The sequence below is a fragment of the Rhizobium altiplani genome (assembly GCF_001542405.1).
GTDB classification, from domain to species: Bacteria; Pseudomonadota; Alphaproteobacteria; order Rhizobiales; family Rhizobiaceae; genus Rhizobium; species Rhizobium altiplani.
Window position 1 is genome coordinate 61697 of sequence record NZ_LNCD01000137.1, and the last position, 13196, is coordinate 74892.

Consider the following 13196-nt stretch of genomic DNA (forward strand, 5'->3'; position numbering starts at 1 on the left):
ACACCTGCATTTGTCGATACCGTTCGCAAACAAAGTGTGAATGGACCAATGAGCGACCCAGTTCTGACCGTTGCCGAAAGCTTGAAAGACAGGGCTCGTGCTGCGCTCGGTTCTCGTAATCTGATCCTCGTCGGATTGATGGGCGCGGGCAAGTCCTCCGTCGGCCGGATCGTCGCGCATCAGCTCGGCATCCCTTTCGTCGATAGCGACGCCGAGATCGAGAGGGTCTCCCGCATGTCCATCGGTGAGCTCTTCGCCGCCTATGGCGAAGAAGAATTCCGGGCGCTCGAAACCCGCGTCATGAAACGCCTGTTGAAGAATGGTCCGCGGGTGGTCTCCACCGGCGGCGGCGCCTTCATCAACGACCGGACGCGCAAGCATATCAAGAAGGGCGGCGTCTCCGTCTGGCTGAAGGCCGACCTCGACGTTCTCTGGGAGCGGGTCAACAAGCGTGACACGCGGCCGTTGCTCAAGACAGAGAATCCCAAGCAGACCCTCGAAAACTTGATGAATGCGCGTTATCCGATCTACGAGCTCGCCGACCTCACCGTCCTGTCGCGCGATGTGCGCAAGGAACTGATGGCGGAAGAAGTACTCAAAGCCGTGATCGACGCCCGAACCGAAAGTGCAGCCTGATGAATGCTGATGCCTCCGCCTCCGAACGCAAGGTTCACGTACCGCTCGGAGAGCGCGCCTACGATATCCTGATCGGGCCGGGCCTGATCGCACGCGCCGGTACCGAGATCGCCTCGCGCCTGAAGGGCCGCAAGGCGGCTGTCATCACCGACGCACATGTGGCGCCGCTCTATCTGGATGCGCTGGTTCAAAGCCTCGAGGCGGCGGGCATCGCGTCTGCGACCCTCGTGCTTCCGGCGGGCGAGAAGACCAAGAGCTTCGAGCACCTGATGACTGTTTGCGACAAGGTCCTCGAAGCGCGGATCGAGCGCAACGACCACGTGATCGCCCTTGGCGGCGGCGTTATCGGCGACCTCGCGGGCTTTGCGGCGGGCATCGTGCGCCGCGGCGTGCGTTTCGTGCAGGTTCCGACCTCGCTGCTGTCGCAGGTCGATTCCTCGGTCGGCGGCAAGACGGGTATCAACAGCCGCCACGGCAAGAACCTGATCGGCGTTTTTCATCAGCCGGATCTGGTGCTCGCCGATACCGATGTCCTGAATTCGCTGAGCGCTCGCGAGTTTCGCGCCGGCTACGCCGAGGTCGCGAAATACGGACTGATCGACAAGCCTGATTTCTTCTCCTGGCTGGAAGCCAACTGGCAGGCAGTCTTTGCCGGCGGTGCCGCGCGCATCGAGGCGATTGCCACCAGCTGTCAGGCAAAGTCGGATGTCGTCGTTGCCGACGAGCGCGAAACTGGACAACGCGCCCTCCTCAATCTCGGCCACACCTTCGGCCACGCGCTGGAGGCTGCGACCGCCTATGACAGCGCTCGCCTCGTTCATGGCGAAGGTGTTTCGATCGGCATGGTTCTGGCGCACGAGTTCTCGGCGCGCATGAACCTGGCAAGCAAGGATGACGCCCTCCGTGTCGAAACCCACCTGAAGGCCGTCGGCCTGCCCACCCGCATGTCGGAAATTCCGGGAGCGCTGCCGCCGGCCGAAATGCTGATGGACACGATTGCCCAGGACAAGAAGGTGAAGGCCGGCAAGCTGACCTTCATCCTGACCCGCGGCATCGGGCAGTCCTTCGTCGCCGATGACGTACCTGCGTCGGAAGTGCTGAGCTTCCTCAAGGAGAAACACCCGCGATGACCCTCGACGGCACGTTGGCATTTCTTTCCGCATACTGGCCGGAAATTGTCTCTATCGTGGCCCTCGTCCTCATGTCGGCGTTCTTCTCCGGCTCGGAGACCGCGCTGACCGCCGTCTCCCGCAGCCGCATCCACACGCTCGAAGCCAACGGCGAGCAACGTGCGGGGATCGTGCGTCAGCTTATCGAACGCCGCGACCGACTGATCGGCGCGCTGCTCATCGGCAACAACCTCGCCAACATCCTGTCCTCGTCGCTGGCGACCAGCCTGTTTCTTGGCGTCTTCGGCAATTCCGGCGTGGCGCTCGCCACCTTGGCGATGACCGTCATCCTGGTCATCTTCGCCGAAGTGCTGCCGAAGAGCTGGGCGATTTCCACCCCCGATCGGTTTGCGCTGAACACGGCTCCTGCAGTCAAGATGTTTGTCGCCGTCGTCGGTCCGGTTTCGTCCTTTGTGAATGCGATCGTTCGCCGAATACTGTCGCTCTTCGGCATCAATCTGTCGCGCGAAGTCTCGATGCTCTCCGCGCACGAGGAACTGCGCGGCGCCGTCGATCTGCTGCATCGCGAAGGATCGGTGGTGAAGGCGGACCGCGACCGTCTGGGCGGCGTCCTTGATCTCGGCGAACTCGAACTCTCCGACATCATGGTCCACCGCACCGCGATGCGGGCGATCAATGCCGACGATCCGCCTGAGGTCGTCGTACGGACAATCCTTGAAAGCCCCTTTACCCGCATGCCGCTCTGGCGTGGCACGACGGATAATATTATTGGCGTTGTTCATGCGAAGGATCTTCTGAGGGCGCTTGCCGAGCCGAATGTCGAGCCGGAGAATCTCGACATTTCGAAGATCGCCCAGAAGCCCTGGTTTGTGCCCGATAGCACCAGTCTCGAGAACCAGCTCAACGCCTTCCTGCGCCGCAAGCAGCACTTTGCCGTCGTCGTCGACGAATATGGCGAGGTGCAGGGCATCGTGACGCTGGAGGACATTCTGGAAGAGATTGTCGGCGATATTTCCGACGAGCACGATATCGAGATGCAGGGCGTGCGCCAGGAGGCCGACGGCTCGATCGTCGTCGACGGAACGGTGCCGATCCGCGATCTCAACCGGGCGCTCGACTGGCACCTGCCGGATGAGGAGGCGACGACGATCGCTGGTCTGGTCATCCACGAATCCATGACCATTCCGGAAGAGCGCCAGGCCTTCACCTTTCATGGGAAGCGCTTCATCGTCATGAAGCGCGAGAAGAACCGTATCACCAGGCTTCGTATCCGCTCGGCCGAGGAGGACGGGGCGAAGCCGGCCTGACCTTCGCCGATCTGGCCGAGGGGGCCGGCGGCACATTTTTGATGGGATTTCACATGCTTGATATTATCTGGCGCTCTGTGATCATCGGTATCGGCGCGACCGCGCTCATGGATATCTGGACCGTGCTCTACGGCGTCACGTCTGGTGGCGGGCTGCCGAATTGGGCGCCGGCCGGGCGCTGGTTCAAGGAAGTGGCCAAGGGCCGCGTCTTTCACGGCGACATCAATGCCGCCGAACCCTATCGGCACGAGCGGGCGCTCGGCTGGATTGGCCATTATGCCGTCGGCATTATCTACGGTCTGCTGCTGGTGCTGATCGTCGGCTCCGCCTGGCTCGATACGCCGACTTTCCTGCCTGCCTGGATCTTCGCCATCGTCACCGTCGGCGCCGGCTGGTTCCTGATGCAGCCGGGCATGGGGCTCGGAGTGGCGGCCTCCAAGACGCCCAATCCGAACAAGGTGCGCGTTCTCAATCTCGTTGCGCATACCTTCTTTGCGCTCGGGCTCTACGGCACGGCGCTTCTCATCCGCTAAGTCTTTGCGGCGCCCTTGGGAGAGCGCCGCCCAGTTCCTATATTCACGCAGCCGCCTACCAGCGCACCGGCTCCCCAGGGGCTGCCGGTTCGACGGCGAGTGCATGCAATCCGGCATCCAGTTCTGGCTTCAGAAGCTCCGTGATCGCACGGTGCCGCGCCAGTCGCGGCATGCCGGCAAACTTGGCGGATACGATGCGCACCCGGATATGGGTCTCGCCGGTGCCCGTCATGTCAGGCTGATGGCCCGCATGAAGATGGCTTTCGTTGATGACGCTGAGGCGCTCCGGCGCGAACGCGGCGGTCAGCTTTTCTTCGATGCGGGTCTGCAGTTTCATGGTCTCGTTGCTTTGCGAAAAAGGTTCCCACCAAGCCAGCAACATTCCGGTTTGTCAATTCTTGTTGTCGCCTCTTCGCAGGCCCATAATTAGCGCCGTCATGAGACTCGATTCCAAATATTTCGACCGCATCCGCACCCGCCGCAAACGCGAGCAGGAAACCGAACAGGCACCCCCTGCCTGTCAGTGGGATGGCTGCGACAAAAAAGGCGTGCATCGCGCTCCCGTCGGACGCAATGCCGAGGGACAGTTCTTCCTGTTCTGCTTCGAGCACGTCAAGGAATACAACAAGGGCTACAACTACTTCTCCGGCCTTTCCGACGGCGAGATTGCGCGCTACCAGAAGGAAGCGATAACAGGGCATCGCCCGACCTGGACGGTCGGCGTCAACAAGGCCGCCAAGAACAGCCCGCTGCACTCCGATATGCGCTCGGGCTCCTACCGGGTGCGCGATCCCTTCGGCTTCGTCAACGGCACAAAGGGGAGCGGCCCGCGCTTTCCCGAGCAGCGCAAGCTGAAAAGCCTGGAAGCCAAGGCCTTCGACACGATGGGGCTTGATGCCAGCGCCACCTCCTCTGAGATCAAGAGCCGCTACAAGGAACTGGTCAAGAAGCACCATCCCGACGCCAATGGCGGCGACCGCGGCTCGGAGGAACGCTTCCGCGCCGTCATCCAGGCCTATCAATTATTGAAGCAGAACGGTTTTTGTTAATTCCCGTCCTTGCTCTTGGTCTTCAATCAGGTATGGTCCCAAATCGGCTGAGGCCGCAGGCAACCGCGGCATAAGTTTCTGCGTTTGTCCCACAGGCGCCTCGGCCACTTCCGGGCGCGGCGTTTCTTGTCCGGGACTTTGTTCAAGAATGCTCGCTAGCGGTAGATTATCGCCCCCGAGGTTTCGTTTCAGTCCCGGAGAAGCATCGCCGACGTTCCGACATGAACGAGCGCGGGGTAAACTGCGGCGTCATGGTTGCGAAATGGGCTGAGACAGTATGGTCGGGTGTCGGGCACCCGCCTTGGAGACATGATGAGCAAGATTGACCTTGATATTTCGGAGCTTCCGGACACCACCGTTTCGGTCAGGGAGGTCTTTGGTATCGATTCCGACATTCGCGTGCCGGCCTACAGCCAGGGCAGCGCCTATGTTCCGGACCTCGACCCCGACTATCTCTTCGACCGCGAGACGACGCTCGCCATTCTTGCCGGCTTCGCCCATAACCGACGCGTGATGATTTCAGGCTATCACGGCACGGGTAAGTCCTCGCACATCGAACAGGTCGCCGCCCGCCTCAACTGGCCCTGCGTGCGTATCAACCTCGACAGCCATGTCAGCCGTATCGACCTCGTCGGCAAGGACGCAATCGTGCTCAAGGACGGCCTGCAGGTCACCGAATTCAAGGACGGCATCCTGCCCTGGGCATACCAGCACAATGTCGCGCTCGTCTTTGACGAATACGATGCCGGCCGCCCTGACGTCATGTTCGTCATCCAGCGCGTGCTGGAATCGTCCGGCCGCCTGACGCTGCTCGACCAGAGCCGTGTCATCCGTCCTCACCCGGCCTTTCGCCTGTTTGCGACGGCAAACACGATTGGTCTTGGTGACACGACCGGCCTCTATCACGGCACGCAGCAGATCAACCAGGCGCAGATGGACCGCTGGTCGATCGTCACCACACTGAACTACCTGCCGCACGACCATGAAGTGAACATCGTCGCTTCAAAGGTGAAGAGCTTCGGGAAGAACAAGGAAGGTCGCGATCTTGTCTCCAAGATGGTGCGCGTCGCCGATCTGACCCGCGCTTCCTTCATGAACGGTGACCTGTCGACCGTCATGAGCCCGCGTACGGTTATCACCTGGGCCGAGAATGCCGAGATTTTCGGTGACATCGCCTTCGCTTTCCGCACCACCTTCCTCAACAAGTGCGACGAGCTGGAGCGTCCGTTGGTTGCCGAGCATTACCAGCGCGCCTTCGGCGTCGAGCTGAAGGAAAGCGCTGCCAACATCGTCCTGGAGGCCTAAGGCCGACCGATCATGGCTGCTCGCGGTGACAATTCGAAAGCAAAGCCCGGCTCGCCTGTCGACGTCGAGCCGTTGCGCCGGGCGATAACCGGCAGTGTGCGCGCGATCGCCGGCGACGGCGACGTCGAGGTGACCTTCGCCAATGAACGTCCTGGAATGACGGCCGAAAGGATCCGTCTGCCGGAGCTTTCCAAGCGCCCGACCATGCGTGAGCTGGCGATTACGCGCGGTCTCGGCGACTCGATGGCGCTGCGGCTCGCATGCCACGACGACAAGGTTCATGCGACGATGGCCCCGCAAGGCTCCGACGCGCGGGCAATCTTCGACGCCGTCGAGCAGGCGCGCGTGGAATCGATCGGTGCGCTGCGGATGGAAGGCGTGGCCACGAATCTCCGGACGATGACCGACGAGAAATACTCCAAGGCGAATTTCTCCGGCATCGAGCGGCAGGAAGACGCGCCGATCGGCGAAGCGATGGCCATGATGGTGCGTGAGAAGCTGACGGGCGAGAAGCCGCCAGCCTCCGCCGGCAAAGTGCTCGATCTCTGGCGCTCGTTCATCGAGGAGAAGGCTGGGTCCGACCTCGACGACCTTCCCTCCGTCATCGGCGACCAGCAGGCCTTTTCCAAGGTGATCCGCCACATGCTCTCCGCCATGGAAATGGCGGAAGAGTACGGTGACGACGACAGTCAGCCAGAGTCCGACGATGATTCGGAGCAGGAAGACCAGCCGAACGGCGACGAGCAGGATCAGGACGAGGTCGATGACGATGCGGGTTCGGATGCCGCGCCCGTAGAGGACAGCGAGGTCGCCGACGAGCAGATGGAGGACGGCGAGACCGAAGGCGCCGAGATCTCCGACGACGACATGCAGGAAGAAGGCGAGGAAGATTCCGAGACGCCGGGCGAGACCCGCCGTCCGAACACGCCCTTCGACGACTTCAACGAGAAGGTGGACTACCACGTCTTCACCGAGGAGTTCGATGAGACGATTACCGCCGAAGAGCTTTGCGACGCGGCCGAGCTCGAGCGCCTGCGGGCCTTCCTCGACAAGCAGCTTGCGCACCTGCAGGGCGCGGTCGGTCGACTGGCCAACCGCCTGCAACGCCGCCTGATGGCGCAGCAGAACCGTTCCTGGGATTTCGATCTCGAGGAAGGCTATCTCGACCCGGCACGCCTAACGCGCATGATCATCGACCCGATGCAGGCGCTCTCCTTCAAGATGGAGCGCGACACGCAGTTCCGCGATACGGTGGTGACGCTTCTGATCGACAACTCGGGCTCGATGCGCGGCCGTCCGATCACGGTTGCCGCCACCTGCGCCGATATCCTGGCCCGCACGCTGGAGCGTTGCGGCGTCAAGGTCGAGATCCTGGGCTTCACGACGAAGGCCTGGAAGGGCGGACAGGCGCGCGAGAAGTGGCTTGCCAGCGGCAAGCCGCAGACGCCGGGCCGTCTCAACGATCTGCGGCATATCATCTACAAGTCGGCCGACGCGCCCTGGCGTCGCGCGCGGCCCAATCTCGGCCTGATGATGCGCGAAGGGTTGCTCAAGGAGAACATCGACGGCGAAGCGCTTATGTGGGCGCATAACCGCCTGATCGGCCGCCGTGAGCAGCGCAAGATCCTGATGATGATCTCCGACGGTGCGCCGGTGGATGACTCGACGCTGTCGGTCAATCCGGGCAACTACCTGGAGCGACATCTGCGTGCCGTCATCGACCGGATTGAGACGCGCTCACCGGTAGAGCTGCTTGCAATCGGCATCGGCCATGACGTGACGCGCTATTACAGGCGCGCCGTAACGATCGTCGATGCTGACGAGCTGGCCGGTGCCATGACCGAGCAGCTTGCGTCGCTGTTTGAAGATAAGACCGCCCAGCCGCGGGGCGGTCGCCTCCGCCGCGCCGGTTAACCGCGAAAGGACGCTTTCTGGATGCTCCGGAAGCCCTTCGCCAGCCTGATGTCAATTGCTTTCGGGCTGGCGGCTCTCATGTCGGCGGCGCTTGCCGAGGGCGACGTCGAGGTCCGCAGTCGCGTCATCACCGAATTCAAGATCGGCTCCGATGAGATCAAGTTCGGCTCGCTCGAGTTTCTCGGCGGGCTGGAAATGGTCTCGCCGCAGCGACTGTTCGGCTCTCTGTCGTCGATCCGGTTTCGATCGGACAAGACGCATTTCGTCGGCGTGCTGGACACCGGTCACTGGATGACGGGCCATATCGAACGCGATCCGCAGGGACGCCTGTCGGGTCTCGCCGAAGTCGCCATCACGCCGATGAAGAACCGCCTGGGGCGCAGCTTCGAAGGCAAGGGGTATATGGATGCCGAGGGCCTGACGCTGCATGGCGACCGGATCCTCGTTTCCTTCGAGCAGGATCATCGCGTCGATGTCTATCCCGATCCGGGTTTCGAGACATCGCGTGCGATCGATGCCCTTCCGATTCCCTTTCCCAAGAAATCGCTGCGGGGGAATCGCGGCTTCGAGACGATCGCCGTTGCGCCCGTCGACAGCGTTCTGAAAGGGGGCACATTGATCGTCGCGGAACGCAGCCTGGATGCCGACGGGAATGCCTATGCAGCGATCTTGGACGGGCCGCAGAAGGGACGCCTGTCGCTCGCTCACTATGGCGATTTCGACGCGACGGACGGAGCCTTCCTGCCGAATGGTGATCTCCTGCTCCTGGAGCGCCGTTTCAACATGGCCGAAGGTATCGGAATGCGCATTCGCCGCATCAAGGCGGCCGACATCCGCCCGGGCGTCGTCATGGACGGAGAGATATTGCTGGAGGGCGACTTCAGCTACCAGATCGACAATATGGAAGGTCTGGATGCCTTCGCAGCCGAAGACGGCACCACGCATGTGGTGATCGTCTCCGATGACAATCACTCCATCCTGCAGCGAAATCTGATGCTGGAGTTCCGGTTGGTGGAACCGCGAGCCGGCGACACGGCTCGCTTACAGAATTGAAACCTGGCATCAGTCGCCGATCACTGGAAGCAGCGTAACCGCAAAATAGCCAATCGTTCAGCGAGTTTCCGTGGGCTCGAACGCAAAACGGCGGAGCATCGGCTCCGTCGTCCGTCCGAGATAGTGGCTTCGGGCTTTTTAGTTGGCGCGTGCGGCCTGCATCGGGCGCAGCACGTTCATCAGTGCGCCATAGGGCAGCAGCATCACGAGGCCGACGATCATTTTTACCGAGAAATCGCCAATCGCCCAGGAAATCCAGCGCGGTGCCGCAGCGGAAAAGACGCCGAGGATTGGCGCCGATTCAAGCGCGAAGGGATCGTTCGGGCCGAGGAAGACGAAGAAGGCCGCAAAGGCGAAGGAGAAGAAAATCACCGTGTCCAGCATCGACCCGATGAGCGAACCGACGAGCGGTGCGCGCCACCAGGCCTGCCGGCGCAGGCGGTTGAAGACCGAGATATCGAGCAACTGCCCAGCGAGGTAGGCCGAGCCGGAGGCGATCGCGATACGCGGAACCGAGGTATAGAAGGACAGCGTCACGCCAACGACGAAGCCGGCAAAGACAACCTTGCGGGCAGCCCGCGGGCCGAACTGGCGGTTGGTCAGATCGGTGATGAGGAAGGCGACCGGATAGGTAAAGGCGCCCCAGGTCAGGATGTCGGCCAGGTTGATGCCGGCGAGCTCGGCATGCAGCGGGAACTGGACGAGGAAGTTCGAGGCGACGACGACCAGCGTCATCAGTGCGACATAGATCAGCGTAGAGCGAGTCGTCAGCATTTTTTTATCCTGGGGTATGCCACCAGTTCGAGGAACAATCGGCAAAGCAAAAGGCTTGTCCGGATATTATCCGTGCAAGCCTTTTGAAGCCGTATGAAGAAGAAGCGGTCGAAGCTTACGCAGCAGCAGCTTCGGCAGTCTTCTTGACGATCTGGCGACGCAGCAGACGAGCGCGCATCGACAGTTCATTTTCGCTTGCCTTCAGCAGGAAGGCATCGAGACCGCCGCGATGCTCGACGGAACGAAGAGCAGCAGCCGAAACGCGAAGACGATAACGCTGGCCGAGCGCGTCGGAGATCAGCGTAACCTGGCACAGGTTCGGGAGGAACCGGCGCTTAGTCTTGTTGTTGGCATGGCTGACATTGTTACCAGTCAGGACTGCCTTGCCGGTCAATTCGCACATGCGGGACATGGAACACCTATTCTTGTTTTTCTCGGCCATCGGTTGCGGACCCGCGCAAAATCGGGCTACCAATCCAACAGGCCATGATTGGAAAGTTGCGGTTCTATAGTCAGACAGGCCGCGTGCGTCAAGCCAAACCTTGGCGTTTCCCGCAATTCTGTCAAAAAGCTTGTGTTTGCTTCGTCGTGACACAGGCGTATAGACCGTGATGAACGGCTTTACCAGCCGCTTGAATAAGGTTCATTTCATGGCTCATCTGGGCAAACGCATTATTGTTTCCGGGGTCGCGGCGCTGATGGCCATTCCGGCCAGCGCGAGCGAGATCGTGCATCGGACGGAATACAGGGTCTCGCTCGGTATTCTGACGATTGCGCGCGCCGCCTTCCTGACGAAGATCGAGGACGACAAGAGCTACCAGGTGTCGGGTGACATCAGCTCGGCCGGCCTTGCCGATCTCGTTACCAATATCTCCGCCAAGACGAGCGTCGACGGCGTTCTGCGCGGCGACCGACTGCAGGCGTCCCGCTACTATCTCTACTACAAGAGCGGCAAGCGCGCCCGGACATACGAGGTGCGCTACAGCAACGGCAATATCACCTCGACGACGGTGAAGCCGCCCCGAAAGCCTCCGAACAACTGGGTCAACGTACCGGCAAGCGACATGCGCTCGGTCCTCGATCCGATCTCGGGTCTGATCTTCCCCGCAGATGCCAATGTCTGCGCGCAGAAGCTGCCGATCTATGACGGCGAGATGCGCATGGATCTCGTGCTCTCGCCGAAGGGTGCCCAGAATTTCTCGACCACGGGTTTCAACGGCAAGGCGACCGTCTGCAGTGTGCGGTTCGTCCCTCGCTCCGGCTACAAGAAGGGGCGGAAGGATATCGATTATCTGAGCAAGAGCAGCCGGATGGAAATCTGGTTTGCCAAGTCAGACGCGGCAAATGTATATGCTCCTGTTTATGTTCGTATTCCGACGCAATACGGACCGGTGACGATCACCGCTGTAAAGTACGGTGCAAGCTGACGGAGCAGGGGCCTCCGTGAAGGGGGACAGGTGAAGCTTCGGGCAACGCTAATCGGCTTTACGGCCATTCTCATGTGGTCGATCCTGGCGCTGTTGACAGCTGCATCAGGCACCATGCCGCCGTTCCAGCTATCGGCTATCTGCTTTGCCATCGGCAGCATTCCCGGCATCGTCGTGCTGCTCCTCAATCCTTCGCGCCTGGCGCTGCTCAAGCAGCCGGCCAAGGTCTGGGTGACAGGGATCGCCGGCCTGTTCGGGTATCATTTCCTCTATTTCACGGCCATCAGAAACGCCCCGGCCGTCGAAGCCGGGCTGATTGCCTATCTCTGGCCGCTCTTGATCGTCGTCGGATCGGCGCTGCTGCCGGGCGAACGACTGCGCTGGTATCATGTGGCTGGGGCGTTGGCCGGTCTCTGCGGCACCTTCCTGATCGTCGGACGCAACGGCATCAATTTCGATGGCGCCTATGCCGTCGGCTATGGAGCGGCTTTCCTCTGCGCCTTCACATGGTCGGGCTATTCGCTGCTGACACGGCGGTTCGATGCGGTCTCGACCGACGTCGTCACCGGCTTCTGCATCGCGACCTCGATCCTGTCGCTCATTTGCCATCTCGGGCTCGAGACAACCGTCTGGCCGGAAACGGCGTTGCAGTGGATCGCGGTGGTTGGCCTCGGGCTCTTTCCTGTGGGAGCGGCTTTTTATGCGTGGGACTACGGTGTCAAGAACGGCGATATCCAGATCCTGGGTGCCGCAAGCTATGCCGCGCCGCTTCTCTCGACCCTCAACCTCACGCTGTTCGGCTTTGCCGAGCCGAGCTGGCGGATCGCGCTCGCCTGCGTGCTCGTGACAGGCGGTGCCGTGCTTGCGGCAAACGAGATGTTTCGCCGCAAGGCCACGATGGTTGAGCAAGGCGCAATAGCCTAGACGCTGAAAGGCTCTAATCCGCCGGGCTTCCAGTCCGGCGGTGCCATTTCGAAGGATGCGAATTCGAAGCCGGGCGCAACCGTGCATCCGACTAGAGCGGATCATTGCTTATCGGAATCGGTGCGGGATTCCCAAATCAGCAGATTTGTGATTCATCATGGATGCTGGAATGGAGGCCAGCATCCATGACGCGACCCTATTCGAATGATCTTCGTGAGCGAGTCGTTGCAGCGGTTGTGGACGGTCAGAGCTGCCGGGTGGTGGCGGAGCGGTTCGACATAGCTGTCTCATCCGTGGTGAAGTGGTCGCAGCGTTATCGGACCACCGGTAGTGTGTCGCCCGGCAAGATGGGCGGCCATCGCCGACGTGTGCTAGAGCCGCACCGCGCCTTCATCGTCGAGCAGATCGAGCAGACATCACATCTGACGCTACATCGGCTGAAGGATGAGTTGGCCGCCCGCGGCGTGAGCGTCTCCCACAATGCCATCTGGCAGTTTATGCGCCGCGAGGGCTTGAGCTTTAAAAAAAACGCTGTTCGCCCTTGAGCAGGGCCGCGTCGACATTGCCCGGCGCAGAGCCCGCTGGAAAGCCTGGCAAGACCGCTTCGATCCGAAGCGGCTCGTCTTCATCGACGAGACCTGGATCCGCACCAACATGGCGCCGTTACGCGGGTGGGGGCCGAGGGGCAAAAGATTGCGCGGCTTTGCCCCGCATGGCCGCTGGCGCACCCTGACCTTCCTCGGCGCCCTCCGCTGCGACAAGCTCACTGCGCCCTGCGTCTTCGACGGTCCCATTAATGGCGAATGCTTCCACGCCTATGTCCGCCAGCAGTTGATCCCGACCCTCAAACCTGGCGACATCGTCATCCTCGATAATCTCGGCTCTCACAAAGCCAAGGCCATCCGCGATGCCATCAGGGCCGTCGGCGCCAGGCTATGGTTCCTGCCGAAATATTCCCCCGACCTTAATCCGATCGAGCAAGCCTTCGCCAAGATCAAGCACTGGATGCGCCAGGCTCAAAAGCGAACCATCGAGGAAACGTGGCGCCACCTGGGCTTACTCGCCGACACCATAAAGCCAGAGGAATGCGCCAACTACTTCTCAAATGCCGGCTACGCTTCCGTCAAAACATGAAAGGCTCTAG

Annotated in this window: 14 protein-coding genes and 1 pseudogene; 11 read left to right on the forward strand and 4 right to left on the reverse strand. The window is 61.3% G+C overall.

Going from position 1 to position 13196, the window contains the following annotated elements; translation table 11 throughout:
- Positions 1–48: 48 nt before the first annotated feature.
- From AS026_RS33300 to AS026_RS33315, 4 genes are read left to right on the forward strand one after another with little or no spacing between them, the layout of a single operon-like run.
- Positions 49–636 carry a shikimate kinase gene (locus AS026_RS33300; RefSeq protein WP_062374831.1) on the forward strand — a complete coding sequence of 196 codons (588 nt, stop codon included), beginning with the start codon at positions 49–51 and terminating at the stop codon, positions 634–636.
- Positions 636–1766 (forward strand): 3-dehydroquinate synthase, encoded by a 1131-nt coding sequence (gene aroB / locus AS026_RS33305; RefSeq protein WP_062374832.1) that lies wholly within the window; start codon positions 636–638, stop codon positions 1764–1766. Before AS026_RS33300 ends, aroB begins: the two co-directional genes overlap by 1 nt.
- Positions 1763–3073 (forward strand): HlyC/CorC family transporter, encoded by a 1311-nt coding sequence (locus AS026_RS33310; protein WP_025661868.1) that lies wholly within the window; start codon positions 1763–1765, stop codon positions 3071–3073. The genes aroB and AS026_RS33310 overlap by 4 nt, the downstream gene beginning before the upstream one ends.
- Before the next feature lie 53 nt (positions 3074–3126).
- Positions 3127–3606: a DUF2938 domain-containing protein gene (locus AS026_RS33315; RefSeq protein WP_062374849.1), complete on the forward strand. Its 480-nt coding sequence runs from the start codon at positions 3127–3129 to the stop codon at positions 3604–3606.
- Between the two features lie 55 nt (positions 3607–3661).
- Here the strand turns inward: AS026_RS33315 and AS026_RS33320 are convergent, their stop codons facing one another.
- On the reverse strand, positions 3662–3943 hold the full coding sequence (locus AS026_RS33320; protein ID WP_025661870.1) for a BolA family protein: 282 nt from the start codon (positions 3941–3943) through the stop codon (positions 3662–3664).
- A gap of 100 nt (positions 3944–4043) precedes the next feature.
- On the opposite strand from AS026_RS33320, the gene AS026_RS33325 reads away from it, so the two are divergent.
- The 4 genes from AS026_RS33325 to AS026_RS33340 all read left to right on the forward strand — a co-directional run bounded on the left by AS026_RS33325 (position 4044) and on the right by AS026_RS33340 (position 8927).
- Entirely contained in the window at positions 4044–4655 is a 612-nt protein-coding gene (locus AS026_RS33325; protein WP_018857764.1) for a J domain-containing protein, read from the forward strand.
- A gap of 312 nt (positions 4656–4967) precedes the next feature.
- Positions 4968–5960: a cobaltochelatase subunit CobS gene (gene cobS / locus AS026_RS33330; protein ID WP_018857765.1), complete on the forward strand. Its 993-nt coding sequence runs from the start codon at positions 4968–4970 to the stop codon at positions 5958–5960.
- Between the two features lie 12 nt (positions 5961–5972).
- A complete protein-coding gene (gene cobT, locus AS026_RS33335) occupies positions 5973–7874 on the forward strand; it encodes a cobaltochelatase subunit CobT (RefSeq protein ID WP_025661871.1) in 1902 nt (633 codons plus the stop codon).
- 21 nt (positions 7875–7895) lie between these two features.
- On the forward strand, positions 7896–8927 hold the full coding sequence (locus AS026_RS33340; protein ID WP_025661872.1) for an esterase-like activity of phytase family protein: 1032 nt from the start codon (positions 7896–7898) through the stop codon (positions 8925–8927).
- Positions 8928–9065: 138 nt separating this feature from the next.
- Here AS026_RS33340 and AS026_RS33345 read toward each other — a convergent pair whose 3' ends face one another.
- Positions 9066–9701, reverse strand: a complete 636-nt coding sequence (locus AS026_RS33345; RefSeq protein ID WP_025661873.1) for a queuosine precursor transporter — start codon at positions 9699–9701, stop codon at positions 9066–9068.
- Between the two features lie 115 nt (positions 9702–9816).
- Positions 9817–10113 (reverse strand): 50S ribosomal protein L28, encoded by a 297-nt coding sequence (rpmB, locus tag AS026_RS33350; protein ID WP_024316182.1) that lies wholly within the window; start codon positions 10111–10113, stop codon positions 9817–9819.
- 238 nt (positions 10114–10351) lie between these two features.
- Here rpmB and AS026_RS33355 point away from each other — a divergent pair, with 238 nt between their 5' ends.
- Complete coding sequence (locus AS026_RS33355; protein ID WP_025661874.1) at positions 10352–11128, forward strand: DUF3108 domain-containing protein; 777 nt, start codon at positions 10352–10354, stop codon at positions 11126–11128.
- Positions 11129–11158: 30 nt separating this feature from the next.
- The gene (gene yddG / locus AS026_RS33360; protein ID WP_062374834.1) at positions 11159–12052 is read left to right on the forward strand and encodes an aromatic amino acid exporter YddG; all 894 of its coding nucleotides are present in this window, start codon (positions 11159–11161) and stop codon (positions 12050–12052) included.
- Here the strand turns inward: yddG and AS026_RS44710 are convergent.
- A pseudogene (locus AS026_RS44710) lies at positions 12049–12150 on the reverse strand (cupin domain-containing protein); the annotation flags it as partial. The gene yddG and the pseudogene AS026_RS44710 sit on opposite strands and share 4 nt — an antisense overlap.
- 87 nt (positions 12151–12237) lie before the next feature.
- Between AS026_RS44710 and AS026_RS40750 the strand changes: the two are divergent.
- A protein-coding gene (locus tag AS026_RS40750) for an IS630 family transposase (protein WP_100248221.1) occupies positions 12238–13186 on the forward strand; the annotation gives its coding sequence in 2 pieces (ribosomal slippage) (positions 12238–12573 and positions 12575–13186; 948 coding nt in all).
- Positions 13187–13196 lie beyond the last annotated feature (10 nt).